We start from the raw sequence: 25,762 nt of genomic DNA on the forward strand, positions 1-25,762 counted from the left end.
CAATAGGGGCTCTGTCCCTCTTTATATGCTGAAGGTCATTACCGACGAGGCGGCGATCAAGCGTTGCCAGGGACATTTTGTGAGGAGTTTCCGGCCATTTGCGTCCGCCAAGATTCCCGTGCGGCTCGGCCATCCGGGGGCGAGCGAGCAGGCGAAGGTTGTCTGGTCGGAGGACCTCGGCATCTGGCACTTCTCCCGCAAGATTGCCGACAGCCGCTACTGGAATGGATTCGGGAGCGGCCGCCCGGAGCCTGGAAGCGCCATTGCGATTACCTGCGAGATAAATTTCCCCCTCCGCGGCGTTGACAGAAGGATGGGCGGCGCCTTTGCCCAGGATCGCACCGGCCGCCTCTTCGTTGTCCACCGGGGCAAGTTGGGCGGCGGCAGAAAGGGGATCGGGAAATCGCTCTTCACAAGCAGCTACCGGGGAACCTGGGAGGTCTTGGATGACGGGGGCGAGGAGACGCCGGTCGCCGTCATCGGGATTCTGCAATCGCCTCGTTTTGCCAGACATATCGCCGAGTTCGTCCAAAAGATTGCCCAAATCAAGGAGACTGCCGCCGCCAGCTCTGCGCAGGCCGAGCTGCTCTTTGGCGAATTTCGTCTCCATGAAGAGCTGCTCGGCGCCCGCTACCGCGAGCAGGAGAGGGAGACCGGCGCCGAATGCGACCACGGCCTCGTCGTCCGGGATCTGGCCAAAATCATGATGCAGGCCGGTCTGAGGGTGGGAAACGACGGGAACCGGGATTTGGCGGTGATGAACCAGGCCGGCCGGATCCGGGCGGTCTTTCAGATTCGGACGGAAACGACTCTTGCGGAGATTCACGCCGCGGCGACGCAGCTTCTGCTGAGCGGCCTGAGTCTAACCGACAATCCGCTGCTGATATTGGCTCTTCCCCGGTTGCCGAAGTCTTCGCTGATTGACAAATTGAAGCGGCTGAATATTGCCGTCCTGATTTATGAATGGCAGGAAGAACGGGCGCTTTTCCCCGGCCTCGCCTCTCTCCTGCCGGCAATTGCCTCGTGACTGGCCAGTGGGGGAGAAACGATGATTCAAGCTCGGAGAACTCCCTCTGCCCTTCGTGTCATTGCGACAAGCGAAGCTGCGAAGCAATCTGATGGTTTATCGAATACTTACGGGATTGATTCGGCCTATGGCCTTCCCGCAATGACCAAAAATTAAAGCTGTCCCTCGTATAAGGAGAAGTTTATGGAATCAGAAATGCAGCAGTATCTACAGCCTTCAGCGACCATTGACCATGACGACAAAGCGGTTGCCGCCTTTGCAAAAGGACATGCCGGCGATTCGGCAGATCACCGCGAACAGGCGGTCAGCCTCTATTATGCCGTCAGGGACGGCATCCGCTACGATCCTTACTCCATTGACCTGTCGATCGAAGGAATCCGTGCCAGCGCTACATTGAAAAGCGGCCGCGGCTGGTGCGTGGCCAAGGCGATTCTGCTGGCAGCCTGTTGCCGTACCACGGGAATTCCCGCCCGGCTAGGATTTGCCGATGTACGGAATCACCTGACCACCCAGCGTTTGCGCGACCAGATGAAGACCGACGTCTTTTTGTGGCACGGGTACACCTCTATTTTCCTGGATGGAGGTTGGATCAAGGCCACGCCCGCCTTCAATATCGAACTTTGCCAGCGGTTTCGGCTGAAACCCCTTGATTTCGACGGGCGCAGCGATTCGATTTATCACCCGTTCGATATGGAAGGGCGGAGGCACATGGAGTACCTGAAGTATCGCGGTGAATTTGCCGAGGCCCCGCTTGAGCAGATTGCCGAAACATTCCGCCGTGAATATTTAAAGGATTCTTTCGGGGATCAAGCCGACTTCGAAAGCGACGTAGCGCAGGAGACCGGCGGCTTCTGAAAAAAAAAGCAAAATAAATCCGGCCTCTTTTTACTTCATGCCTTTAACCCTTAAACCGGCCCACCCCTTTTTTCTCGTCGATGTCGCCGGGATACATAACCGCTTCTTGACCGCGTTCCTTGGTGCGGATGCGGATTATCTCCTCCACCGGGGAGATGAAGATGAGTCCGTCTCCCGGTTCGCCGGTATAGGCGGATTTCAGGATGGCGGCGATGGTGTCCTCCAAATTGCGCTCGCTGACAACGATGTTGAGTTGAATCTTCGGCAACATGTCCACCTGATAAGTTCCGGACCGTCCCGCGAGCTTGATGCCGCCCTGCCGGCCATGCCCGCGAATTTCGAACATGTTCATCCCGACGATGCCGATTTCAGTTAAGGCGTCCTTGACATCCGTAATCTTGTCTTCTCGGATGATAGCCTCGATTTTTTTTAACATTTCTGCTCTCCCTAAATATTTATTGAGGAAGCTCCTCTTCGAGCCGGCTTGTCTTATGAATAGGAACGCTCCCCGTGCGAGCTGATATCCAGGCCTACCTCTTCTTCCGCTGCCGTTACCCGCAGCCCGATGCTCGCATTGAGCAGTTTGGCCAGCGCATAGGTAACGCCAAAACTAAAGGCGGCAGTCGCCACTATGCCAATAATCTGAATGCTGAGCTGTCCGGGGTTGCCGAAGAAGAAACCGTTTCCGCCGGCGGCGTTCACTGCTGTTGTCGCAAACAGGCCAGTGGCGATCATTCCCCAGGTGCTGCCCACGCCGTGGCAGGCCCAGACATCCAGCGACTCGTCCCATCTTCTCTTTTCCCGGAAGCGCATGGCATAATAGGAAATTGGCGCTGCTACGGCGCCGATCAACATAGCAGCAAGCGGCGTGACAAAACCGGAAGCGGGCGTTACTGCCGCCAATCCGACTACCATGCCGGTGGCGATGCCCAGGGTGCTGGGACGGCCGTCCAGCCAGGAGAGCAGCATCCAGACCAGCCCGGCGGCCGCGCCGGAGGTGTTGGTGGCGAGGAGCGCATTAACCGCGACGCCATCGGCAGCCAGGGCGCTGCCGGCATTAAAGCCGAACCATCCCACCCATAATAACCCGGCGCCGATCACCGTAAGGGGGATGTTGTTCGGTTCCATGGGGGACTTCCCGAATCCCTTGCGCGGGCCGATGACAAGGGCAAAGGCAAGGGCGGAAAAACCGGCCGCAATATGCACCACCGTCCCGCCGGCAAAATCCAGAACGCCCATTTCCCGGAGCCAGCCGCCCTGCCCCCAGACCCAGTGGCACAGAGGGTCATAGACCAGTGTGGCCCACAGCAGGCTGAAAATCAGAAAACTGATGAATTTCACCCTTTCCACAAAGGCGCCTGTAATCAGCGCCGGCGTGATGACCGCGAACATCATTTGAAAGGCGGCGAAAAGACCATGGGGAATGGTCTTGCTGTAGTCGGCATTGGGCAAAGCGCCAACGCCGCTGAAGCCGGTAAAATTAAGCCCGCCGATGAGCCCCTGGATGTCCTGGCCGAAGGAAAGGGAGTAGCCGTACAATATCCATTGGATGCCGATAAGGGCCATAAAGGTGTAGCTCAAGGTTAACGTGGAAAGGACATTCTTGCGCCGGACCATGCCCCCGTAAAAGAGCGCGAGCGCCGGCGTCATCAGCAAGACCAGGGAGCAGCAGACCAAGAGCCAGGCCGTGTCGCCGCTGTTGATTGGATTGACCATAATTCGTTACCTTTCCTTAAGACGTAGTGATTAATGCCAATTACTGCAAACATAGCAAATATCTTGCCAAATATAAATTACTTGCATTATTAGATAGATAAGATTTACGCTGACATATTATTGGGACGAAATTGTCACTGATTAAGGCAGCAGTACATAATTGTATTAAGATAAAATGGGGGAAAGAACATCTGGCGAAGGCCTCAGAAAGTCTTCCGGGATTTCCCTGATTGAAAACGCAGCCAATTTTCATTAAAGTTATTGACAAAGTCCCGGAAAGGTGTTCAATTTTTACGCGTACGGTACACGCAGGTTCAATCCAGAGGCTTATCTTGCGCAAGCTGCAATCGCCTCTAAAAAAACGGCCGGAGACGCAACAGATATTAATGAAATCATTAGATAATTTTAGTTAGATCTGCCGCTGCCGGCAACCTGGCAGGGGCGGCGGCTTGACCAGACAAGTTGACTGCTTGCACGCATGATTGAGCACGGCGTCAGCGCGATGATACAATACGGAGGAGAGCAATGGCGCCGCGGGTATTGAGCCTTAAGCAGAACAAACAGTTTGCTTCGATACGCGATTTACTCCAGAGGTGTTTAGCCCTGACAGAAAAGTGCTCGGACGCGGAGTCATCCCAGTTTCTCTTCGAACAAATTTCCCATCTTCAGTCCGCTGCGCTTTTCGTCATAGTCGGGGAGGTGAAGGCTGGCAAGAGCAGCTTTGTGAATGCGCTGCTTGGCGAAGAGATCTGCGAGGTTGCGCCTGAACCATGCACGGCCGGCATCCAGGAGCTGGTTTACGGGGAAGAGCGATCAACGACGATCCTCGGAGATCATTGGGAAAAGGTCAGTCTGCCGAAAGAGGTCCTCAAGGAAATATCCATTGTCGATACACCGGGGACAAATTCGATTATTCGCAATCATCAGACCATTACAGAGAAATACATACCAAAAAGCGATCTTGTCTTGTTTGTCTTTCCGGCAAAGAATCCCCATACCGCTACCGCCTGGGATTTCCTGGAACTTGTTCGGAAGGACTGGCGCCGGAAGATAGTTTTTATTTTGCAGCAAGCCGACCTTGCAACGCAGCGGGAACTCGCTACCAACAAAGAGCGGGTGCAGCAGTATGCGCGTGAGAGAAACATACAGAATCCAGTGGTTTTCACTGTTTCGGCCAAGCGGGAAGCTGAAGGCGCATCGGATAGTGGTTTTGCAGAATTTCGGCAGTTCCTGCAAAGCGCCGTTGAGACGGGGGATGTCTGGCAGATGAAGGCCGAAGCGGCGCGGGACACGGCCGGCAAAATTGTCGGCAGCCTGCTGGCGCGTCTGCGGAAGGAACAAGCCGCTGTTGCCGATGACCGGATTTTTTACGCGAATTTAATCGCCCGGGTGGAAGCGCGTCGCGAAAAGGCTAATGCACTCAGACGCTTGGCCGTCGATAGCCTGTGCGTCTCCTACGACCGGCTTGCCACCGGCTTGGAACGCGACTTCGCTGAAGGCTTAAGAGTGGGAACGATCTTGCGCCGGGCTATTCCGTTTGTCCGGGACAAGGATGTCAAGACATGGCTCAAAGAGCTTCATGCCAACTTTGAAAGTGTGTCGAAGCAGGAGATTGACGCCGAGTCCGCGCGAGTGTCGAAGGACATTTCTGATGAGATGATGACGATGTTCAGCGAGTTGACTGAGGCAATTGCCCATCGCCGCAATACCGTAAGCGAGAGTTTTTCGGCCCGGCATTCCGACCGCGCCGAGATTCTCTTGCGCCTGCAGCAGCAGCTTCAAGACCTGCGCATCGCAGACATTGTTGGCGATAAGGGGATTCAGGGGTCTGACATAGGAACGCTATCCCTGGCCGGCGGAGGGATCGCGGCGCTGGGCGCAGTCATTGCGTTTGCCACTCAACTGGTGGTGCTTGACATCACCGGCGGCATCCTGGCGCTGGTTGGCGCCGGTCTCATCGCTGTGACATTGCTCTGGAAACGGTCAAGCATCGTTAAGGATTTCTCGCAGAAACTGGAACAGTCGCGCCAGGAGTTCCGGGATCGCCTGGATAAGGAGATTGCCTTGATCTTCGGGAAGCTTTTTGTGGAAATTGAGCAACGCTTGCACGAACCGGTGGCAGCCCTCAATGCAGCCGATGACCGCTTGACTCCGCTTGTCGCAGAGGCGCAGCTTGTTGAGCAACTGGCGGGCGCGGTTTTTGATTGAAGTATAGCCGAACAGGATGGCTTCTGCACGGCCTTGGGCGGCTGCGGAGCTTGGACGAGTTAGCGTTGCCGCTTACAGAAGGGAGAATCAATGGAAACTACGGTGATCACAGAAAGAGAGAGGTCGGCAAAAACCCTTACGACAATCATTTATGCGCTGTATGCTGCGTTTTTTCTGGCCGGCATCACCGCCATCTTTGCGATCGTGATCAACTACGTCAAGAAGGATGATATGGTCGGAACATTTCTGGAAAGTCATTTTCGCTGGCAGATTCGCACCTTCTGGTTCGGGCTGCTGTGGGGCGTGCTGGGAGGAATCACCATGCTGATCGTTGTCGGATGGTTTGCGCTTGTCGCCGACGGCATCTGGATTATTTACCGCATAATCAAAGGCTGGCTGCGGCTTAGCGAAAATAAGCCTATGTACGTCGTCTGAAAAGTCAAGCGGGATGAACCCAGGCGGCCCCGCCCTCATCCTTGAAGGAAGGGGGCGGGCATCTGATGAGGGCGCGAAATTTATGGTCGCGCTGAATAGTTACCGTTATTTTTGAAATTTTTCTTATTGTCGAGGAGGCACTGCATGGACCGGATACTTATCGGCAAGGAACGCGCCGTCGTTAGCGCCTCCGTCTGTCGCTGGCGCCGACAAGCTGGCACTCAGAGGTCGTGCGGCCGGATTATCACCTTGAGGGAATCCTCGCCGGACAGAACAAGCTGAAATCCTTCCTGAATACGCGAAAGGGGCAGGCGGTGGGTGATCATGTCCCCGATTTCCACGGTGCGGCTTGCGAGCAGAGACATGGCGTGCGCGATATCGGGCGGGCCGCAATAATATGAGGTTAAAATCCGTATCTCTTTCCTCCAAAAGTCGTTCAGGGGAATCGTTACCTGTTTTTCCGGGCTCGGCACGGCGAAGAACGCGACCGCTCCCCCTTTGTCCACTGATGCCCATGCCTGGTTTATGACCGACAGAGGCGACGCGCAGACAATGACGACATCGGCTTTTTTACCGTTCTGCCTGACGACTTCCCCGGGAACATCGCCGTTCGCGAGCAGCGCGATATCCGCGCCGTTTTGCGAGGCAAGGGCAAGTTTCTTTGGATTGATGTCCGTTGCAATTACTCGACATCCCCTGGCTTTGGCGAGCTTGACGTGCAAAAGCCCGGACATGCCGCATCCCATGACCATGACCGTGTGGCGCTGCTCAATGCCCGCAAGCCTTTGTGCATGGCACACACAGGCGAGAGGCTCGATGAAGGTGCTTTCCTCAAAGGAGAGGCACTCCGGCAGCAGATAGGCGCCGCGCTCGATCAAGACCTTGGGGACGAGGATGTACTCGGCAAATCCTCCCGGCAGGCGCTCCTGTACCTCGGTGCAGAGCGGATATTTCCCGGCCCTGCAATAGTCGCACTTAAGGCAGGGCACTTTGGGCGCGATGAAGACGCGATCGCCCACCTGGAATTTCGTCTGCAAGCTGCCGACTCGGACCACTTCGGCGCCGATTTCGTGTCCCGGCGCCAGGGGGGCGCGCGGCAGCCTGTACCATTCGACAATATCGCTGCCGCAGATGCCGCAGGCATGGACCTTGACGAGCATCTCTTCGGGCCCGGGCGCAGGCGTATCCACTGCTTGAATCCGAATGTCCGAGTTGTTGTGCCAGATGGCAACTTGCATCACGCTTCACCGATTCTTGAGCGAGCGGTAGAGCGCGAAGGCCTTTTCGGGCGTCTCGTTTTCGTGCACCACGGCTCTTACCGCCTGAATCATCGCCACCGCATCGTCGGACTGGAAGATGTTGCGGCCCATATCCACGCCGGCGGCGCCCTGCTGCACGGCTTTATACGCCATGGTCAGGGCGTCGAGTTCGGGAATCTTCTTCCCGCCTGCCATGACGATGGGTACCGGACAGGAAGCAGTGACCGTCTCAAACCCCTGTTCCACATAGTATGTCTTCACGTACTGCGCGCCCAGCTCAGCGCAGATACGGCACGCAAGCCTGAAATACCGGGCATCCCGCGCCATGTCTTTGCCCACTGCGGTCACGGCCAGCGTGGGAATGCCGTACCGCGTGCCGGCGTCCACCAGCTTCGTCATGTTGATAATGGATTGGCGCTCAAACTCGCCGCCGATGAACACCTGCACGGCCAGGGCGCAGGCGTTGAGGCGAATCGCGTCCTCAATGTCCATCGCGATCTCCTCGTTGGACAGCTCCTTTAAAATGCTGGCGCCGCCGGATGCGCGCAGCACAATGGATTGCGATAAGGAGGGCGGAATGACCGTGCGCAGAATTCCCCGGGTCAGCATCAGCGTGTCTGCGTAAGGGGCGAGGGGAACAATGCCAAGGTCGATGCGCTCGAGCCCGGAGGTGGGGCCTTGAAAATAACCGTGGTCGATGGCAAGCATCACGGTGCGGCCGCTTTGGGGATTGAAAATGCGGGCCAGGCGATTTTTCATTCCCCAACCCAGAGAATTAGCCCCCTTCAGAAAAAATCCCTCGGTGGACTGGGGGGTGTTCAAGCCAAATTTCTCGGCCTCTTTTAAATCGTCGATATCGGGCATAGTGCCTCTCCTTATTTTTGAAATGAAACGCCCACTTCCTGCAGGGGTCGCGGGGATTGATTCAGTTTTCTCTCCCGAGAATGCTACTCGAACCACTCCGGTTTCATGTGCACGGTGAGACCGTCCGCGCTTTCCCGCAGGCGGGGGGCGATGCCCTTTACCTTCGGGAGTTCATAGGCAAAAAAGTAGCGGCACGTTTGCAGCTTGCCCCGGTAGAAATTAGCCTCCTCCTCCGTGGTTGCCCTGCCGAGCGCCTCGGTTGCCTTCAGCCCCTGCAAGAGCCACTGCCAGGCGATCGTGACGATGCCGAAGAGCTCAAGATAGAGGGTGGCATCGGCCAGAAACAGCTCGATTTTGCCTTGCAGCGCTATGCCTGACAAAGACATAGTAATTTCTTTAAGAATTTCGACTGCTTCGGCAAGGGAAACGGCGCATTTTTCGCATTGTAAACATGAAGCTTCGCTTTCGGGAACAGCCTTGCCGGCGGCGATTGTCTTTTCCAGTTCGGCCAGAAACAACTTAAACGCCTTGCCGTTTTTCATTATCACCTTGCGTCCCAGCAGGTCCATCCCCTGAATGCCGGTCGTTCCCTCGTGGATCGGGTGGATCCGGACGTCGCGGCAGTACTGCTCCAGCGGAAACTCATCGCAGTATCCATACCCACCGAGGCACTGGAGCCCCTGGCTGACCGAGAGGATGCCCATCTCCGCCGGATAGCTCTTGGCGATCGGGGTGAGCAGATCGAGGAGCAGTTCGTAATGTTCTTTTTCTTCCCCTGCGGTGACAGCGGACAAATCTACGTACTGGGAACACTGAAAAATAAGGGAGAGCGACCCCTCGACAACGGCGCGCTGGAAGAGGAGCATCCTTTTTACATCGGCATGTTCGATGATCGGCGATTGCGGCGTCAGCGGATCTTTCGCCTGCACCGGGCGGCCTTGCGGCCTCTGACGGGCATATTCGAGCGCCGCGTAGTAGGCTGCCGAAGCAATCGCCGCCGCGCCCATGCCCACGTCGATTCGGGCCTCGTTCATCATCTGGAACATGCACGAGAGCCCCCGGTTGGGTTCGCCGACCAGCCAGCCGCGGCAGTCTTCATTATCGCCGAAGGCAAGCTGGGTGATCGGGGCGCCCCGGTAGCCGAGCTTGTGATAGATGCCGATGCAGGCCACATCGTTGGCGGCCAGACCTCCATCCGCCTCCGGTCTCAGTTTGGGGACGACGAAGAGCGAAACCCCCTTCACGCCGGGAGGCGCCCCCTCGATCCGGCCGAGGAGCAGGTGAACGATGTTTTCCGTCGATTCGTACTCGGAGCAGGAGATAAAGATTTTCTGCCCTTTTATTTTATAGAAGCCCTCTGTGGTCGGAAAGGCAGTGGTCGCGATATCCGTCAGGGAGGATCCGGCCTGCGGCTCTGTCAGCGCCATTGTTCCCTGCCACTCACCCGCAAACATCTTCGGGACATAAGTTTTAAGCAGTTCTGGAGAACCGAAAGAGGCGATCAGTCCGGCGGCGCCGGTCGTGAGAAACGGATAGACGGAAGCCGAGTAGTTCGCAGCGCCAAAGATTCCCCGGAAGGCGGTCATGATCATGCTCGGGATCTGCTGGCCGCCCATTTCATACGAAGCCTGCGCTCCTATCCAGCCCCCCTCGCCGCAGGCCTTCATGATCTGCGCGGCCAGTGGATGGACAAAAACCTTTCCGTCCCTGAATTCCGGCGGTTGCTTGTCCATCTCGCTAAACGCCGGGAAAAGCATCTCCTTGCCCATTCGCATGGCCGTATCAACAACCATGTCGAAGGTTTCTTTGCCATGATCTTCAAAATACGGGTATTTTGTCAGGGCAACCGCGTCGAACACCTCATACAGCAAAAAATGCAGATTTCTGAGGCTGATGAATTTTTCGGCCATGATGGAATTTCGCCTCCTTGAGAGATAAGATCAGACATTACGGACCATATGTCATTTGTTTATTAACACGGCGCCCGACGCTGGGCAAGCCGTTTGTGGCGCCCGCGTGAGAAGGTAGAGGAGGTTTTCTTCTTGACACATTTGTTCAGGCAGTGCTATTGCTCCCTCCGAGCTGCCATTTCGCAGTAAAGTGTTTCACACCATTTACGTACAGTTAATAAAGTCCCCTTTGTCCTTCCGGCAAATACCGGAAACCGAAGGTTAATGTTCACAAACCGAAGGTTAATAGCCCTAAACCTTGAAGGCACGGAGAATGGACGGTTGGGGGTGATTGGCGAAAACGCTGGCTGACATAAACAAAGATAAGGAGTGGAGCTATGGGACTGAAGGACTTTACCGTTTATGATGTTTTCAGAAGGAATGCCGGCTTTTTTCAGAACAAGCCGGCGGTTGTTTTTGAGGAGCGGAAAATAACGTTCGGCGAATTGCTGGCCATGGTTGATCGGGCGGCGGGGTGGTTTGCTCAAGCGGGAATAAAGAAGGGCGACCGGGTGGCCGTCCTGAGCAAGAACTGCCCGGAGTTTCTCGTCTTGGCGGGAGCGATCGCCTCATCCGGGGCGATTTTGGTGCCGATCAATTTCCGCCTCTCCGTTGAAGAAATTGGGTACAATCTTGAAAATACAAAACCGATGGCGGTATTTGTCGATCCCGAATATCATGAAACGATTAGCAGCATCAAGGCTGGTTACCCCGAAGTGAAAACCTGGGTGAGCATGAATGCGTCAGTCAATAACGGCTTCACCCCCTTTTCGGCCCTTTTGGAATGCGGCCCCGCGCCGGCTGCGGACGTGAGCGGCGATGATCCGTTTGTCATCATCCACACCGCGGCGGTGCAGGGAAAACCGCGCGGGGCGGTTCTCAGCCACGGCAACATGATTTACGGCGGACTGCAGAGCATGGCCGCGATAGGCCTTTCGCACAGCGATGTTTACCTGAACATTCTGCCCCTGTTTCACATTGGCGGTCTGATTGCGGCGTTCACGACTATGCATGCGGGCGGGGTCAACTTGATCGTGCCGAAGTACGATCCGGTGGAATGCGGCAAGTTTATTGACAAGAAACAGGTGACCATAATCGGCGATTTTCCGCCAATCTTGGGCCAGTTGCTCGATGCCCGAGATGCCGGCCACTGCACGCTTGCCTCGCTGAAGAATGTCTATGGGCTGGAGCGCCCGGAGACCATCAAGCGTTTCGAGGATTTGGGCACTGGTAACTTCTGGATGATCTACGGGCAGACGGAAACGATGGGGATTACCTGTCTGGCCAGAAACGCCGACAAACCGGGATCCGCCGGACGACCGGGGTTGTTATCCGATGTCATGATTGCCGATGAATTCGACCGTCCCGTCGCAACAGGAAAGGTGGGAGAGATACTGGTTCGGGGACCGCTGGTCTTTCTGGGCTACTGGGGCGAAGAGGAGCTTACGGCGCTTACGTTCCGGGAAGGGTGGCACCATACCGGCGATCTGGGGCGCCTCGATGCGGAAGGATTTCTCTGGTTTGCCGGCCGCAAGGCGGAAAAAGAGCTAATCAAGCCGGGCGGCGAGAATGTTTACCCGATCGAGGTGGAGAAGGTTGTCCTCGAACATCCCGACGTGCTTGAGGTTTCCGTCATCGGCGTGCCCGATCCGAAATTCGGGGAGGGGATTAAGGCGGTCTGCGCGCTAAAGCCGGGCGTCAAGCTGATGAAACAGGAACTAATCGATTTTGTCGCCGCCCGGATCGCCCGTTATAAAAAGCCGAATTATGTGGAGTTTGTTGAGTCTCTGCCGAAGAAGGAAGACGGCTCCATCGACCGGAGCAAGGTAAAGGAACTCTACGGATAGCGATTCATAGTTCTCGCTGCGGGAGATTTTCGATCCCCCGCAGCCGCGTGACAGGGAAAAGCCCCTGCTTATAGGCTTCTGCGCAGTACCAGTGCGGCGCCCAGAGATCATGGTCTCTATAGTAATTCTGCGCGATGCAGCTTCCGAGGCAGACGTTTTTGAGAAGGCATTCTGCGCAGATCCCCTGAAATCGCGAGGGAAGTCCGGCGCGGATATCCTTCAGCACCGGGGAATTTTCCCATACCTCTTTAAGTGAGTCCTTACCTGCGTTGCCGAAGACAAGTTCCAAAACGGTCTCGCCGATGCCGCAGAGGGCGTAGGCGCCGCTGGCAAGCACCCCCAGAATGCCTGATATCCCGCAGGTGTGGCAGCCGTCGCCGGTTCTGGCGTTGAACATTCTTCGCATAGAGCGAAAGGCCGGCGGGTGGTCGTAGTATAAGCTAAGGCTTGTCGTCTTGGACAACTCTTCGTCCACCCATTTGCCGAGCGTGATCAGCTCCGCGATATCAATCGTTTCCCCGGAGGCAAACATCCGCTCGCCCCGCGCCGTCGGTTGGAGGACGTTGAATTTGACGGAGCCCGCGCCGAGCGACTCCGCCATGCGGACCAGCGGTTCGAGCTGATCCTTATTTCTCCGCATAATCGTCATGATGATCTGGGGATGCAGCCCCACCCTGACCAGGTTTTGGACGCCGGCTATGGTCTCGTCAAAGCATCCCTTTTTACCCCTGAGCCATTCGTGAACCTCGGGATCGGGCGAGTCGATGCTGACCGAGACAAAGGCGTTTCCCACCGAAGATATTTGTTCGGCAATTTCGGCAGAGCACAAGATGCCGTTCGTTTCCACGACCAGGCGCAATCCCCGTTTTTGCACGGAAGCAAGCAAAGCGCCTATCTGGGGATGAAGCAGCGGTTCCCCGCCGGTGAATTTTACCCCATTTATCCCCAGCGGCCCAGCCTCATCGAGAATCTTCGAGAATAAAACCGGGTCCAAATAGGACGATGCCTTGGCTTCCGCAAGGTAATGCGGTTCTATCCAGCAATGGCGGCAACGCAGATTGCAGTCGCTGGTCAGATAAAAATAGAGCTGTCGCAGCGGGTAATATGGCTTTATATCGGGCGATATATTGGTCATTAAACGGTCTCCGACTCTTGAGGAAGGCGCCGCTCCGGCAGAAGTCCCCCCTGCTGCTCAAAAAGGCGCAGGCAGGCGTCCGGACTCGGGCGATTGACCTCGCCGGTCAGATTGTAGGAAAGGGCCGGGCAGTTGCCGGTGCAATAGTCCTGGTAAGGGCAGTCTTGACAGAATGCAAACGAGGCAAGGGGAATGAGTCTGCGGTTTCTTAATGCCCTCAAGGCCGGATGATTCTGCCAGAGGTCGCAGAGATCATCGCGATTGATCTGCCCCAAAACTATATGGCCCAACTGTGAGCACGGAACATACGCCCCGTCCGCCCGCACTGAAAGACTCTGAGACGGGCATCCGCAACCGGTCAGCAATCCCCTTCCTGCCATCCGCGGCTTTCCCTCACGGCTGGCCTCCTTCATCTCGGCCCACATGCGCGCGTCGGCAAGAGGGCCGGCGGCGGCGCTGATGCGGTTGCCATATTTATCGATGAGGCCAAGCAGCGTTTCCATCGCGAGCGAGCGTTCGGCGACAGTCAATTGCGTCTGTTCGGTATTTTTCCGACAGAGGCCCATATACGAGGCGGCGTTGGTTGAAAAAGAGGGCAGGCCAATCTCTTCAAGGAGCAGTGAGGCGATTGCTTCCAGTTCGTGGACATTTTTACGGTGGATCGTGACGCGCACCGTTACCGGCAGATTGAACCTCTGTAATGTTCTGATCCCGCCTAAGGCCTTGACAAAATTCCCCTCGCCCCGAAAGGCGTCATGGGTAATGTCAAGCGCGCCGTCAATGGAAACCTGGACGGAGTTGCAGCGGCCGGTCGCGGCGAGAAAAGCTGCCATCTCCGGGGTGATCAGGGTGCCGTTGCTGAGAATCGCAAAGCGCATCCGGTTTTCCACGATCGAGGCGATTATTTCCTTAAGATCCTGCCGATAAAAAGGCTCGCCACCGGAAAGGGTGACATTCATTACCGCGCAACGCTTAAGCTCCGCAAAAAAACGGCGCCACTCGTCTATCGGCAGATCCCGGCCAACGTCTCCAGGCGCCGAGAAATGGCTGCAATAGGTGCAGCGCAGGTTGCAACCATTGGTGATCTCGATATCAACAGAGCGGGGCGTTTTCATCAGGGAGCGCGTCATGTCGCGATTTCTCCGTCCCCGGCGGCGAGGCCAAGTCTGACAATTTCCCGGACAAACTCTTCTACCTGACTTTCCACCTCAGCCGGCACGTCCTCAGCCGCTTCCCTGACTGCTTCTGTTATTGTCGCCAAGGTCTGCTTGCCGTCAAGCAGTTTCCAGATGAAAACCCCCAAAGGGTTCAGCGTAAAGGTATTGCCTGTGTCGGGATTAAACAGCAGCGCCCAATCGTCAAACTCCTCTCTGAGGACGATCAAAGGGTTGGCTGTCATTTTTATGTCAGAGTATTCACTCACCAGTAATTTCTCCGTATCCGGCTTGTTCCCCGTCTTTTTAAAAGGCGGGACGGCAAGTTTCATTTGATGTAAAATTTTCAGTTCTTTTTCTTTCGGCAATTTGCTATATTGACCTCCGGAAAAAAGCAAGTTCTATTTTGCCGTTCTGTATTGGGTCCCTTGTAAAAAAGGCGCCGTGGCTGGTTGGTGTTTGCCTGTGCGATCTGGATATTTATGAATGTTTTATTTGTCTGCACCGCAAATATTGTCAGAAGTTTTATGGCGGAGGCCATACTTACGAACAAACTCAAAAAGAAGGGGAGAAGGGATATAGCCGTTTCGTCTGCTGCTCTGATCGACATGAAAGGGAAGCAGGCAGATCCGTTTGCCGTCAAAATACTTGAAGAAAACGGGATTGAGGGAGGCAGTCATATCTCGAAGTTGCTGACGGATGACATGGTTGTCAATGCGGATTTAATCGCGGTTATGGAGGATGAGCAGAGAAGGCATCTGTGCGAAAGATACCCTGACGCGGCAGCAAAGATACGGCTTCTCAAATCTTTCATAAAAGGATATCAAGATGTTGACTCAGACATTAAGGATCCTTACCACTTGACGATCTACCATTACCGGCTCTGTTTTGCGGAGATTTCCATGGCCGTAGGCGGCATGCTGGGGGTATTATAAAAAGCGGCGTTTTTTCAGGCAAGAGACTCTCTCGGGAAATATCTATTGACTTCATGTCGGTGCGAGGCGTAAGCAAAAGAGTAGCTTAGAAGGCAAGGCGCTCGTTTCTGCCGGGAGACCTTTGAATTTTGTCATTTCGAGGAGCGTTAGCGACGAGAAATCTTAATGCTCGTGCATAGTTAAAGATTTCTCCCTTCGGTCGAAATGACAATATTGGCAGTTATTCAAAGGTCTCGCCGGGCGATAAAAACGAAGGGGTTTACTGATGAAAAGGGCAAGGAGAAATTTTCTGGCGGTTTTAGGCGGGGTTGCTGTGATGCTGCCGACGACGAAGTTTCCAACACCGGCAAATGTTTATGAGCACCTGAAGGGCTGCTGGAGCTGGTATGAAACGGAGGATTTGTTAAACGGAATGCCCGTCAGAAAAAGCGGCGTTTCGCTTTACGGAAACGTACATGGAGCGGTTCTTGCCGATGCCGGAAGGGACGTGATGCGGCTCAACCATACTGCCACCCGCATCTGGGAGCTGTGCGACGGGAAAAACAGTCCGGAAGTTATTGCAAAGACAGTTAGCGAGGATTTCGCTGTATCGCCAGGCGTTTGTTTTAAGGACGTGGTTATTGCGCTCCGCACCTTCAAGCGACAGGGACTGATTATTTGTTGAATAAGGCAACGAAAAAGACATTCCCTCGCCGAAGCGAGGCGGTTAAAGTACACTGTTTTTGTGTTTGGGGAGAAGTCCTATGACAACTAAAAAGAAATTGCCCTATGAACCGCCGGTGATTATTGATTTAAGCGGGAGTGTTGCCTACGCAGACTCAGAAGAGTGCCGCAGCGGTTCCCGGGCGTCACAGCAGTGTATGAGCGGCGCAAACGCTGCGCAGAATCAGTGTAAAAGCGGGGCCTCGGCGCAGAAAGAACAGTGTATGGCCGGCGGATCGCCGGGGCATCAGTGCTTATCTGGTTCAACTGCCCTGGGCGGAAAATGCGAAAACGGCAGCGTCGCATCTTACACATGCACAAGTGGCAGTTCCGCTCAATCAAGCAATTGCAAAAGCGGTACTGTGGCAATATCTGAGTGCAAATCAGGTTCGGCGGCTGGAGATGAGTGCAAATCAGGTTCGGCGGCTGGAGATTGTTGCAACTCGGGAAGCTTTGGCAAAGAAAACGACTGATCAGAATAAGCAATTTATGCCGCGGTGAACCGCTTTGATATGTTTTCATCAAAGCAATTAACTGCCAGTACGGTAAATCTTTCTCTACAAAAGCGAAAGAAAACCGTCATTTTTCTGAAAATCCATGTCGAACGAGGGGATTGCAGCGCACAAATCACAGCAGAAATTGAAGACAGCGGTTTTTAATTCCCGATCCATCAAATCGAAATAATGGATATGGAGCGCCAGCAGCTCCGCCATTGCTGATTGCCGGTTGCGCGGATGCAGCGCAAGCCGTTCCGCTTTTTTCAGAAAAATGATCCTCTCCAGCGGGGCTTCCTGCCGGTGATGGGTTTCCCCTTTTTTTTCGAACATGTTTACCTGGGAAAAAGGCGACGGATGGATTTGGAAATGCCCTCCCCTATTTTCAACGACGGTGGCATCATCGGAAAGCACATCCCCTGTTGGAACGAATCCCGCCACGGTGCTTTTCCCGGCGCCGGATATCCCTAAAAACAGATTCCCCTGCGCGTTGATCCGCAGACCCGCGCCGTGCGCAAGCAGTTTTTTCTGCGCAGCCATTAGAAATGACGTAAATATAAACAGCAGTTTGTACAGGCTGCCCATGAGAAGATTTTTACCCTTCGAGCGGAAAAGGAAGATATGGGCTGAGCGGGAATGGACATTGTACGCAAGCACGCCGTTGAAGAATCCAACCAGCAGGGTTTTTTCCGATACCGGATAGCGCTTGGCGACATGGTTGATGATGCGCGTCGTTTCCCTGTCTATTGTTGTCGACAGCCTGATAGGTTCGGCCCTGAATTTGCGTAGCGTTACAGAATGCTCATAGGAAAGAGAAACAGTTACGGAATTATCGCTTTGGGGGATCAGAAAGCCGCGGAAGAGCCTCTGGAGCGGGTCTAACAGGGGAGCTGCTTTTTCATCTCCGCTTATCGCCACGGATATTCCGGCGATGACAATGAGCAGTTTTTTCATCTACGTTGGCAGTTCCCATTCGGCGACCACGTCAACAATATTAAGGACGTTGTTGGTTGACAGGTCCGTGTGTTCTTCCGCTACGCTCCGATTGCCCAGGCCGTCGAAAATAATTCTTACCAAGGGTTTTACTGGTTGCGACTTGTTAGTTTTTATCACCCGGCCGATGGCGCCGTTGTTTAACTTAACGTAACTGCCAACCGGATAAAGCGACATCTCGTCGAGAAAAACCTTGAGAATCCGGGGCGCAAACAATCGCTCTTTCGCTTCAATCAATTGTCTGACGGAGGTAAATTGCAACAGCGCCTTTTTATGGGGACGATTATGGGTCATTGACTCATACGAGTCACAAATACCTATTATTTGGGCATATTCACCTATCTCTTCACCCTTTAGTCCCTGCGGGTAGCCTTTTCCGTTCTCCCGTTCGTGGTGCTGATAAACCGCCTCGACAACGGCGGGGAAGTCCTTCTCGAAGGGCAGCAATATATCGCGGCCGTTTTCTGGATGTTTTTTTATGGCTGCAATCTCCTCATCCGTCAGACTGCCAGTTTTGCCAATTATGGCATCCGGAACAAGAAACATTCCTACATTTTGCAGAAGCGTAGCCAAGCCCAGTTCCGTAAGCCGCTTCCGGGGATAATTCAGGCGCAATCCTATTTTAAGGGCATAGATCATGGTGTGGATCGGCTGCAGGATATAATAGTCCTGCTCGTTGGCAAAATTGAGCATCATCGGATTAATGCCGGCGAGAACTTCCGGTGAATCTACTATGTTGGCAATCATCTGGACAGCGGGATCAAGTCCAATGCCAGCGCCATCCCTTATGCCGACGCGGACATCCATCATATAGTCCTGCAGTACTGAGTAAATGGATTCCGCATCAAGACTACTCTTTAAGGCAAGTGTTTTTCCGCCGTTCCTGGGGGCTGTGGGCTCATCTACTGCAGCTGATTCGGGGGGAGGAGAGGGCGTGGCGCCGAAAATCTGGCTGAAACGAAAGGGCGTGGCGCTGCGGTCGCCTTCTGCCTTGGGTGTTTCATCTTGACCTCTTACGGTATCGGTTGCTCTCATAATAATCGCCGGCATCTTTCCTTATCTATTTTAGTGTTCACGAAATCATGACAATTTATCCGTGTCTGCAGATTCTCTTTTCAAAAAGGACATCTCCAGCATGCTGGTCAGAAAACTCTGAATGTCCTGTTCCAGCCGTTCACCGGGAGCGTTATAAGCAGCGGCCAATTGAGCCGTTATCTCCGCCTCGGTATTGCTGCCGTTGCAAAGCTCAAAGAGCAGCGCCCCGGTCCTGTTGGCATACACGAGCTTTCCGGAATCTGGATCAAACAGGTAGGCGCCGTCGCCTTCTTTTCGAAAAATTATTCGCTCATTGCGAATCAAGGTTGTTTCTTCTATTGTACGCCTCTTTAAAAAACAATGTGTGCTTATTCCTAAGTTTACACGGACTCAATATATAAATATGCAACTATTTACAAGAAAAAAACGATATTGTTTATAAACCCCCATGCCCGGGGGGCACAACGAAGCATGAAAATCCCCCCTTGCCCCCCTTTGGCAAAGGGGGGATGGGGGGATTTTCATATAAAACTCAACTCAGTCCACTACACAATTCTAACTGCATTCGGAAGCCTCGGTAAATTACCGCACTTTTTTACAACAGGCCGGTTCGGCAATAAAAAATGGCGATAAGCAATGAGATCTTTGATTTTTGTCATTTCGAGGAGCGTTAGCGACGAGAAATCTTAATGCTCGTGAATAGTTAAAGATTTCTCCCTTCGGTCGAAATGACAATATTGGCAGTTATTCAAAGTCTCGCAATGGCAATGGCCAAAGGCGTAAATCTGCCATTTCCGCAACACTTCCGGGATTCAGTCTGCATAATGACAGGCAAAGCAGTTACCGGTAATAATCGCCGTGCAGTGAATCCACAAGAAAAGGAAGGAAAAATACAGTCAGCAGCGATACGGCGATGCAGATAATCAAAACGGCGATGCCCCTCTTTCCCTTCCAGCCGAAGAATCGGCGCAGGTGCAGATATACCCCCAGCAAGAGCCAGGTTATGAGCGACCAGGTTTCAATCGGATCCCATCCCCAGTATCTTTCCCAACTTTCGTGGGCCCAGAGTGCGCCTGTGGCAATGGTAATTGTCCAGCAGCAAAAAGCGAAGGCCGTGATTTTGTAGATATAGTCGTCCAGAAGCTCCGCGGCGGGAAGCGTGGCCATAAATCGCGCCTGACTCCTCCTGCCCTTCAGCAGGTAGGTAACGATCAGCGCAATAGCGATGCAAAATGCGCCCACGGCCAGCTTTGTAAAAAAGACATGGGGGAGAACCCAGAGGCTGTTAAAGCTCGCCGGAAGCATCTTGACAGCCGTCCCGGACCAAAGGGCGGCCAACGTCGCGAAAAGGGCAAGCGGCGCCACGAAAAGGCCGGAGAAGCGAATCTCCGGATGGCGGCGCGAAAGGTACAGAAACTGGCCAAGCATCACCAGGGCGCTTGAGGAGAGGACTTCATATCTGGTCAGATACGGACCGTGGAAGACATAAGACCACCTCACCAACAACGCAAGGGTCTGGGGAAGCAAGCCGGCCAGGATGAACGTCATCCCGCAGGCAAGAGACTTGTTTTTGCCCAAGATCGTTCCCCGAAAGAAACAAAGCGTCGCCGCCAGATACGCTGTCATGGCAAGCCAGTGGAGCATGATTTCATATTTAGCAAGGAGGGCGTTTCCCATGAATTATCGTCCTGTTCCAGGGCTGCCGCCGGGCAGGCCTTTTACCATCCCCACAGCGTCTGCGAGCAGAATGTTTTTCCCAGTCCTGGCTTTAACTGACACGCCAACAACAAAAATTCCCTCTGCTCCTTTCGTTGCGGATACAAGAACCTCCTGCGGGGAAAAAAGAAAAATAATTAATATTCCTATAGTATTGAGGAGGAATCCTCCGTAAACGAGGGATGTGAAACTGTTTTCGGTCAGCCTCAGGCCGCTCCAGTTCCTTATCTCCTCAAATCTGAACCGCGACTCTCCGACCAGCGCCTCCTCGCCCGGCTTCAGGACGGCCCGGCCCGCCTCTTTTTCTCCTGTCATGAATCTTAACTGTAATGAGGGATCCAGCGGATAAGGTGAACGTCCGCTCCGATCCGGGGTGAAGGCCATCTCCAGAATGTAGTCCGTCGTCGGGAAATCACTGCGTCCAGTCAGAGGCCTTCCCGCCGGCGCCATATCGAGGGAAAAATAGGTTGGCAGCCCCTCCGTGCCTTTGGTAGAAAGCGATATCTTCAAGGTATAACCGAAATGGGGCGACTGACTGATGGATACATCCCCAATGTCAAATGATTCCCCTCTGGTCAGCGACTTTTTGACGGACAATCCCCGCCGCTCGATTATGACGTCGCTTTTTAGTTCCTTCAACTCACCCGTGTCCCAGTATGAGTGAGAGAGTTTCTCGAGCTGAATGCCGAAGCCCGGATCGAAGCGGCCGCTGAAAATGCCATTTTCGCAACTGAGAAAGTCCTCCTGCCGGCCGGAGAAGAAGTCGCCTTCGATGAGTTGCACGAATCCCCGTTTCTGAACAGCAACTGTCAGCAAGGCGGCGAGGATGAGCAGAAGCATGCCGCCATGGAAGATAACGCCTCCCCAGACATTGCGCCTGTTTTTGAAAAAAATGAGCCCTTCCGCGTTTTCTTGATGATGCGTCTCCCTTTGAAAACCCCGTTTCGCGAAACGCTTTCGCAGTGCTGCCGCATCAAACGCGTCGGTTTGGAAAACGACTTCCGGGGTCAGCGGAAAGAGGGGTGGCGCGGCGGCGCAGGCGCGCCGTGCTTTTCTGAACTGTCCTTGGAGGGATAGGGTTATGGAAAAAAACATTAAAAGGACGAGGAATAGAAACCAGAATGAGGAAAATACCCGGTTCAACTGGAACCAGATCGCCAACTGGTAGCTGACGGGATGCTCCATCCGCCAGGCCTCGAAAAAGGAGGACGGGGTGTTGGCACTCTGGGGAATCAGGGCGCCGGCCAGGCAGGCAATAAGCAGCAGGCAAAGCAGCAGGATCACTGTTTTCGGGGAGGTAAAAAACTTTTTTGTTTTTACGCCCAAAGTGGAAATAGCCAGACTTCTTCCTTTTTCCCAGCGGCGCCGCACTATCAGTCGGCTCCGTTCACAGGGTTGCTGTGCTGTTGCGCTGAAGGCACATAACAAGAGGCTGCGCTGTAGCTGTCCGGTGTGGCGGCCTTCTTGAATCCCCGCAGTTTGCTTTGGCCGCTGTAGGGGGGACCCCAGGGAGGCGACGGGTTGGTATAGGCCATCAACCTCGACACTCTGGAGCCGTGCGGCACCTCGATATGACATTTCAGGCAGGCTTTTGAGGAATGAGGTACCCGGGCATGAACGGTATTTTTCCAGCCGCCGCTATTTATGGGATGACAGTTAAGACAGAACAGCCCGGTCAAACTGCCGCCGAGCGTATAGTAAGTTCCTCCCGCGTTTTTCGGCCAGTATTTATTCGGACCTTTCAGCATGAAGGAGGAATACGAACCGTGCGGTCCCCGGGGGTCGGTGGAGCTCTCACTATCGGCGCCGTGGCAGTCGGAGCAGTACATGGTCTGCGCGCCGACACTGGCATTCCAGGGAGGCAGGAGCTGGGCTGCCGTCAGAGAACGAGGGGCATAGCTTCCCGTCTGGCTGCTCAGGCCCACCTCTACCGGATGGGCGGACTTGTTGCCGGGGCTGAACTCCCACGCCTGGTCGGTGCTATAGGCACTCGACAGGCCCACCCAGGAGGCCAGCGGGGTAACGGAGTTGCGTATGGCGTACCAGGAGTGGCATTTGTAACAGATTTGATACTCCTTAGTGGCGGCATTGAGGGTGGTGTAGGTTGTTCTTGCCGTCCACAGAGGGGTTGTCGTCGGCTCCACGCCAGTTGCGCCGGTCAGGGGGCCGGAATTGGCAACCAGATTGGAGGCGCTACTGACGGTCGCGGGATACCACGAAGCAACCGCCACACGTTTCGGCAAATCCTTCGCCTGATGGGGGTTGTGGCAGTCGCTGCACTCGGCGTGCCGGTTGGCCGCTCCGAGATCGGTAGGATACAGCACATCGAGGTTCCGGTGTTTTCCGGTAGCGGCGACCGGATGAACGATCCCCCGCTGAAAAACCGTATAGATGTTCTTCGCCCCCGAGGCGCCGTGACAGGAGGTGGATGTGCCGTTATAGCAGGTATTTTCCTCAAGTTTTCTCGAAAGATACGGCGTCCCGGCGCCTGAATGCGATTTGTGGCAGGCCGCGCAGGCCGCCTCGGCGACGGTCGCCCCCGGGATGGGCTGCGTCTCGCCGCTGGGGTTGTTAATCGCCCTCGCCGATGTCTGGTGAATGCTGCCGCTCCAGCCTGTCTTGTCGTGACAGGCGGTGCAGAGAGCGCCGCTTGTATTGGAAACAACGAGAAATTTGCCGTTTCCATCATTGTGGGGATCGTGACAGGATGTGCATTCCACATAGCCCTTAATTGTACCGGTAGCTGTCCCGTATAGCTTCACCCCTGTGTAGGGCTTGGGATTGATGGGGGGGGCCGTCGCCTTGAGTTCCATGCCGCGAACGCCTGAACCGAAAACAATAGTCATCCCGCTATCGTATTTTACCGAAACCGGGTGATCGTCCCGCAAATCAGTTCCCAGATATCCCGCCGCCGTACCAGGCATTTTTCCGAAGGCGTCAACGCCGCTCATGGCAATGGGCGACGTCTGTGCAACGGCCCGCACGGTATAGACAGAGCCGATCGCCACCGTGCCGTCATGGCAGGAAAGGCAGAGGCGGGAGCGCTGTCCCACATCGGAAGGCGTGGCGTAACCGGCGCGCGTCAGGTAGTCGCTGGTGTACATGGTGTATGCCGCAGTTGTCACCGTATGGTTCCAGAGGGGCACCCCCGGATTGGCGTTATGGGGAATGTGGCAGAAGATGCACCGCTCCGTTTCCGCCGTGGCCTTGATCGTTCCCGTCCCGCTTACGGAAAGATTGTGTTTAGAACTGGCAAGATTCGCCCCCGCCGGTGCGCTTCCGGCAAAGAGCGCTGCCGCAACTATTATTAATACCCTGTACTTCATCAATACTCCCTGAGATATTGAAATATCTGTATCCTGCCGTTATAGGAATCGGAGACAAATATCCGGTCTTTTTCATCAATAACAATGGCAGAGGGAACGTAAAACTCGCCGCTTTTTGTCCCCCTCTGCCCGAAGACCAGCAGCAACCGACCTTTTTCATCAAAAATCTGTACAGCATCAAAGAGGCCATCGACGATGTAAATGTGGCCATCCCCATCCAGCGCCACCGCTTTCGGATTGGCAAAATCCCCAGTGGAATCACCATGTCTGCCGAATTTAAAGAGGAATTTTCCCGTCTCCGAAAAAACCTGTAACCTCGCATTCAGCGTGTCGCAGACATAAACCCGACCATCTTTACCGATGGCAATGCCCGTAGGATAGTTAAATTCGCCGTCGTTTGTCCCCCTCTTCCCCAATGAGAGCAGTTTTTCTCCCGTCGGGCTGAATTTGAAAATCTGGTGTGCGCGCGTGTCGGAAATCCATACAGAATTATCCAGCGGCGATACAGCGACGGCTGTCGGCCGCAGAAAGGGAAAGCCGGCGGCAAATTCCCCGGTCAAGCCTCCCTTCCCGTTAAAAACAAGCACCTTTTTCATAACCGAATCAGTCACCAGCAGACGGCCATCAATCGTGAAAGCGGCCCCTACCGGCGAGGTCAGCCTTGCCTTCCGGGGAACAATTATTTTATAGTTATTGTCTATTAAATCAAACAGGTGAAACCCGGCAAGGATTACGTCGGTAACGCATATTCGGTCTTTCCGGACAGCGATGGCAAAGGGACGTCTGATCCCCTCCGGCTCGTCGCCGGCAATGAATTCCCATATTTTCTTGAAGAAGGACTTTTTAATCTTAAGATCGGAGGGCCCTCTTACCTCCTGGACAAATCTGATCCTCGATATCTCCGGCGGCGGCGGCCAGGTAAGCTCATCAGCCCATGCCGCATAAGGCAAAAGCAACAGGATGACGATAGTGGAAGCAATTCTTCTCATATTAAAATGCACCTCAAAGCCCGCTCTATCCACCTCTTTGAAAAACGAGCCAATTGCAAAACTCCCAATTCTGTCATTCCCGCCCCCGCCTACGCGGGGGTAAACTCTGGGCGGGAAAACGAAGTTTAATGTTCATAATCCAGGTTGTAACTGCCTAAGATCATGGATGCCCGACAAGAGCATTATGGACATTAAGCTGCGCTTTACAAAACGATTTGCAATTACCTCTAACGACAGTTATCAAGTTTATACTCCGCCATTTTTGCCTTCACGGCATTGTGAAGCTCAAAGAGTTCGGTCGTTGCCATGTTTTTCTTCTCCTCCGGCATGTCGCCATCTCCCAGTAATGCAATCAACACCTGCATCCGTGTCAACTTTTCTTTCAGCAGGGAGACATCGGTGGAATACTTGTCTATCAAATACATATACTGCCGGTGCAGGCGGGAAAAGAGCTTTGCGTCCGCAATAGCCGCCGCCTTTCTGAAATCCAGAGCAGCCAACCGATCGGCGATGCGTTCATAAGACATGAGCTCTTTGGCAATCCTTCTCATCATTATGTCTGATGCAATAATGATGATTATGAAGAATATAACAGAAAACTCCACAAAAAAAAGAATAAGCTTGAACGTTGCCATCTCTGTTATACCCTTAAAGTTGGGATGAATGTAATACATGCTTTCTTCGAAGAAACCGCGAAGCATTATGAAAGAAGCAACCCCGGAAACAATTATCAAAAGAGAAATTATAACAAGAAAAAACAGCATGAATCTTTTCTGAAAATCCTTCTCCACAAAGAAATTATTTCTTCGCCCGTCTATTTTCTCGCCGGTCAGAAAGCTGCCCATTTTTTTAAAAATCTGCTCTGCAATCGACATCGTCCGGTTTCCTCCTTGCCGGTTATTGCGAGGGTGAAGCCCGCGGCAATCCCCCTAGCTCGCCACGCCCCTTAGAGAGCTTTGAAAATCTATACCCTTTTGTCATTCCCGCGCAGGCGGGAATCTATAAGTTCCCGAAAAGACCAGATTCCCGTTTTCACGGGAATGACAATTAACAACATTTCGGGAGAAATTCAATAATTCTATAGAAAATAGTCAAGCCCAAAATGGACATCGTCAATCATGAA

General features: G+C 54.0%; 24 protein-coding genes. 8 read left to right on the top strand and 16 right to left on the bottom strand.

Going from position 1 to position 25,762, the window contains the following annotated elements:
* The first annotated feature begins 25 nt into the window (after positions 1-25).
* Positions 26-1,027, top strand: a complete 1,002-nt coding sequence (locus M0P74_06540; GenBank protein MCK9363242.1) for a hypothetical protein — start codon at positions 26-28, stop codon at positions 1,025-1,027.
* A 183-nt stretch (positions 1,028-1,210) separates the two neighbouring features.
* Positions 1,211-1,882, top strand: a complete 672-nt coding sequence (locus M0P74_06545) for a transglutaminase family protein (protein ID MCK9363243.1) — start codon at positions 1,211-1,213, stop codon at positions 1,880-1,882.
* Positions 1,883-1,925: 43 nt separating this feature from the next.
* Here the strand turns inward: M0P74_06545 and M0P74_06550 are convergent, their stop codons facing one another.
* Positions 1,926-2,318, bottom strand: a complete 393-nt coding sequence (locus tag M0P74_06550) for a P-II family nitrogen regulator (protein ID MCK9363244.1) — start codon at positions 2,316-2,318, stop codon at positions 1,926-1,928.
* A 53-nt stretch (positions 2,319-2,371) separates the two neighbouring features.
* Positions 2,372-3,586: an ammonium transporter gene (locus tag M0P74_06555; GenBank protein MCK9363245.1), complete on the bottom strand. Its 1,215-nt coding sequence runs from the start codon at positions 3,584-3,586 to the stop codon at positions 2,372-2,374.
* 537 nt (positions 3,587-4,123) lie between these two features.
* Here M0P74_06555 and M0P74_06560 point away from each other — a divergent pair.
* Together M0P74_06560 and M0P74_06565 are read left to right on the top strand one after the other, a co-directional pair.
* Positions 4,124-5,806 carry a dynamin family protein gene (locus tag M0P74_06560; GenBank protein ID MCK9363246.1) on the top strand — a complete coding sequence of 561 codons (1,683 nt, stop codon included), beginning with the start codon at positions 4,124-4,126 and terminating at the stop codon, positions 5,804-5,806.
* 90 nt (positions 5,807-5,896) lie between these two features.
* Positions 5,897-6,241 carry a hypothetical protein gene (locus tag M0P74_06565; protein MCK9363247.1) on the top strand — a complete coding sequence of 115 codons (345 nt, stop codon included), beginning with the start codon at positions 5,897-5,899 and terminating at the stop codon, positions 6,239-6,241.
* A 221-nt stretch (positions 6,242-6,462) separates the two neighbouring features.
* Here M0P74_06565 and M0P74_06570 read toward each other — a convergent pair whose 3' ends face one another.
* The 3 genes from M0P74_06570 to M0P74_06580 all read right to left on the bottom strand — a co-directional run bounded on the left by M0P74_06570 (position 6,463) and on the right by M0P74_06580 (position 10,274).
* Positions 6,463-7,479, bottom strand: coding sequence for an alcohol dehydrogenase catalytic domain-containing protein (locus M0P74_06570; GenBank protein MCK9363248.1), 1,017 nt, complete (start codon positions 7,477-7,479; stop codon positions 6,463-6,465).
* 6 nt (positions 7,480-7,485) lie between these two features.
* Positions 7,486-8,364 (bottom strand): 3-hydroxy-5-phosphonooxypentane-2,4-dione thiolase, encoded by an 879-nt coding sequence (gene lsrF / locus M0P74_06575; protein ID MCK9363249.1) that lies wholly within the window; start codon positions 8,362-8,364, stop codon positions 7,486-7,488.
* Between the two features lie 83 nt (positions 8,365-8,447).
* Positions 8,448-10,274, bottom strand: a complete 1,827-nt coding sequence (locus M0P74_06580) for an acyl-CoA dehydrogenase (GenBank protein MCK9363250.1) — start codon at positions 10,272-10,274, stop codon at positions 8,448-8,450.
* A 377-nt stretch (positions 10,275-10,651) separates the two neighbouring features.
* On the opposite strand from M0P74_06580, the gene M0P74_06585 reads away from it, so the two are divergent.
* Positions 10,652-12,160 carry an AMP-binding protein gene (locus tag M0P74_06585; protein ID MCK9363251.1) on the top strand — a complete coding sequence of 503 codons (1,509 nt, stop codon included), beginning with the start codon at positions 10,652-10,654 and terminating at the stop codon, positions 12,158-12,160.
* Between the two features lie 4 nt (positions 12,161-12,164).
* Here M0P74_06585 and scmF read toward each other — a convergent pair whose 3' ends face one another.
* Genes scmF through scmD form a run of 3 tightly spaced genes read right to left on the bottom strand, consistent with a single transcriptional unit; the run spans position 12,165 to position 14,817 of the window.
* Positions 12,165-13,295, bottom strand: a complete 1,131-nt coding sequence (scmF, locus tag M0P74_06590) for a SynChlorMet cassette radical SAM/SPASM protein ScmF (GenBank protein MCK9363252.1) — start codon at positions 13,293-13,295, stop codon at positions 12,165-12,167.
* Positions 13,295-14,425 (bottom strand): SynChlorMet cassette radical SAM/SPASM protein ScmE, encoded by a 1,131-nt coding sequence (scmE, locus tag M0P74_06595; GenBank protein ID MCK9363253.1) that lies wholly within the window; start codon positions 14,423-14,425, stop codon positions 13,295-13,297. Before scmE ends, scmF begins: the two co-directional genes overlap by 1 nt.
* Positions 14,422-14,817: a SynChlorMet cassette protein ScmD gene (gene scmD, locus M0P74_06600; protein MCK9363254.1), complete on the bottom strand. Its 396-nt coding sequence runs from the start codon at positions 14,815-14,817 to the stop codon at positions 14,422-14,424. The genes scmE and scmD overlap by 4 nt, the downstream gene beginning before the upstream one ends.
* Before the next feature lie 159 nt (positions 14,818-14,976).
* Between scmD and M0P74_06605 the strand changes: the two genes are divergently transcribed.
* From M0P74_06605 to M0P74_06615, 3 genes are all read left to right on the top strand, one after another.
* Positions 14,977-15,384 carry a hypothetical protein gene (locus M0P74_06605; protein ID MCK9363255.1) on the top strand — a complete coding sequence of 136 codons (408 nt, stop codon included), beginning with the start codon at positions 14,977-14,979 and terminating at the stop codon, positions 15,382-15,384.
* A gap of 265 nt (positions 15,385-15,649) precedes the next feature.
* A complete protein-coding gene (locus M0P74_06610; protein MCK9363256.1) occupies positions 15,650-16,048 on the top strand; it encodes a PqqD family protein in 399 nt (132 codons plus the stop codon).
* A gap of 79 nt (positions 16,049-16,127) precedes the next feature.
* Positions 16,128-16,559 carry a hypothetical protein gene (locus M0P74_06615; GenBank protein MCK9363257.1) on the top strand — a complete coding sequence of 144 codons (432 nt, stop codon included), beginning with the start codon at positions 16,128-16,130 and terminating at the stop codon, positions 16,557-16,559.
* A gap of 84 nt (positions 16,560-16,643) precedes the next feature.
* Here M0P74_06615 and M0P74_06620 read toward each other — a convergent pair whose 3' ends face one another.
* The 8 genes from M0P74_06620 to M0P74_06655 form a co-directional block, all read right to left on the bottom strand.
* Positions 16,644-17,534 carry a hypothetical protein gene (locus tag M0P74_06620; GenBank protein MCK9363258.1) on the bottom strand — a complete coding sequence of 297 codons (891 nt, stop codon included), beginning with the start codon at positions 17,532-17,534 and terminating at the stop codon, positions 16,644-16,646.
* Entirely contained in the window at positions 17,535-18,608 is a 1,074-nt protein-coding gene (locus tag M0P74_06625; protein ID MCK9363259.1) for an HD-GYP domain-containing protein, read from the bottom strand. It lies immediately after the preceding gene.
* Between the two features lie 45 nt (positions 18,609-18,653).
* Positions 18,654-18,932: a PqqD family protein gene (locus tag M0P74_06630; GenBank protein ID MCK9363260.1), complete on the bottom strand. Its 279-nt coding sequence runs from the start codon at positions 18,930-18,932 to the stop codon at positions 18,654-18,656.
* 516 nt (positions 18,933-19,448) lie between these two features.
* Entirely contained in the window at positions 19,449-20,285 is an 837-nt protein-coding gene (gene ccsA, locus M0P74_06635) for a cytochrome c biogenesis protein CcsA (GenBank protein ID MCK9363261.1), read from the bottom strand.
* Between the two features lie 3 nt (positions 20,286-20,288).
* Entirely contained in the window at positions 20,289-21,695 is a 1,407-nt protein-coding gene (locus M0P74_06640; GenBank protein MCK9363262.1) for a cytochrome c biogenesis protein ResB, read from the bottom strand.
* A gap of 2 nt (positions 21,696-21,697) precedes the next feature.
* Positions 21,698-23,650, bottom strand: coding sequence for a hypothetical protein (locus tag M0P74_06645; GenBank protein MCK9363263.1), 1,953 nt, complete (start codon positions 23,648-23,650; stop codon positions 21,698-21,700).
* Entirely contained in the window at positions 23,650-24,639 is a 990-nt protein-coding gene (locus M0P74_06650) for a 6-bladed beta-propeller (protein ID MCK9363264.1), read from the bottom strand. The genes M0P74_06645 and M0P74_06650 overlap by 1 nt, the downstream gene beginning before the upstream one ends.
* A 227-nt stretch (positions 24,640-24,866) precedes the next feature.
* Positions 24,867-25,514 (bottom strand): hypothetical protein, encoded by a 648-nt coding sequence (locus tag M0P74_06655; GenBank protein ID MCK9363265.1) that lies wholly within the window; start codon positions 25,512-25,514, stop codon positions 24,867-24,869.
* Between the last annotated feature and the right edge of the window lie 248 nt (positions 25,515-25,762).

This window comes from Syntrophales bacterium, from assembly GCA_023229765.1.
Lineage (GTDB): Bacteria > Desulfobacterota > Syntrophia > Syntrophales > UBA5619 > DYTH01.

Coding starts and splice junctions, on each gene's coding strand:
- M0P74_06550 (MCK9363244.1), bottom strand. CDS start 2,318: ATGTTAAAAAAAATCGAGGCTATCATCCGAGAAGACAAGATTACGGAT.
- M0P74_06585 (MCK9363251.1), top strand. CDS start 10,652: ATGGGACTGAAGGACTTTACCGTTTATGATGTTTTCAGAAGGAATGCC.
- M0P74_06570 (MCK9363248.1), bottom strand. CDS start 7,479: ATGCAAGTTGCCATCTGGCACAACAACTCGGACATTCGGATTCAAGCA.
- lsrF (MCK9363249.1), bottom strand. CDS start 8,364: ATGCCCGATATCGACGATTTAAAAGAGGCCGAGAAATTTGGCTTGAAC.
- M0P74_06540 (MCK9363242.1), top strand. CDS start 26: ATGCTGAAGGTCATTACCGACGAGGCGGCGATCAAGCGTTGCCAGGGA.
- M0P74_06580 (MCK9363250.1), bottom strand. CDS start 10,274: ATGGCCGAAAAATTCATCAGCCTCAGAAATCTGCATTTTTTGCTGTAT.
- M0P74_06625 (MCK9363259.1), bottom strand. CDS start 18,608: ATGAGAGCAACCGATACCGTAAGAGGTCAAGATGAAACACCCAAGGCA.
- ccsA (MCK9363261.1), bottom strand. CDS start 20,285: ATGGGAAACGCCCTCCTTGCTAAATATGAAATCATGCTCCACTGGCTT.
- scmE (MCK9363253.1), bottom strand. CDS start 14,425: ATGACGCGCTCCCTGATGAAAACGCCCCGCTCTGTTGATATCGAGATC.
- M0P74_06645 (MCK9363263.1), bottom strand. CDS start 23,650: ATGAAGTACAGGGTATTAATAATAGTTGCGGCAGCGCTCTTTGCCGGA.
- scmF (MCK9363252.1), bottom strand. CDS start 13,295: ATGACCAATATATCGCCCGATATAAAGCCATATTACCCGCTGCGACAG.
- M0P74_06565 (MCK9363247.1), top strand. CDS start 5,897: ATGGAAACTACGGTGATCACAGAAAGAGAGAGGTCGGCAAAAACCCTT.
- M0P74_06615 (MCK9363257.1), top strand. CDS start 16,128: ATGACAACTAAAAAGAAATTGCCCTATGAACCGCCGGTGATTATTGAT.
- M0P74_06545 (MCK9363243.1), top strand. CDS start 1,211: ATGGAATCAGAAATGCAGCAGTATCTACAGCCTTCAGCGACCATTGAC.
- M0P74_06655 (MCK9363265.1), bottom strand. CDS start 25,514: ATGTCGATTGCAGAGCAGATTTTTAAAAAAATGGGCAGCTTTCTGACC.
- M0P74_06620 (MCK9363258.1), bottom strand. CDS start 17,534: ATGAAAAAACTGCTCATTGTCATCGCCGGAATATCCGTGGCGATAAGC.
- M0P74_06610 (MCK9363256.1), top strand. CDS start 15,650: ATGAAAAGGGCAAGGAGAAATTTTCTGGCGGTTTTAGGCGGGGTTGCT.
- M0P74_06560 (MCK9363246.1), top strand. CDS start 4,124: ATGGCGCCGCGGGTATTGAGCCTTAAGCAGAACAAACAGTTTGCTTCG.
- M0P74_06650 (MCK9363264.1), bottom strand. CDS start 24,639: ATGAGAAGAATTGCTTCCACTATCGTCATCCTGTTGCTTTTGCCTTAT.
- M0P74_06605 (MCK9363255.1), top strand. CDS start 14,977: ATGGCGGAGGCCATACTTACGAACAAACTCAAAAAGAAGGGGAGAAGG.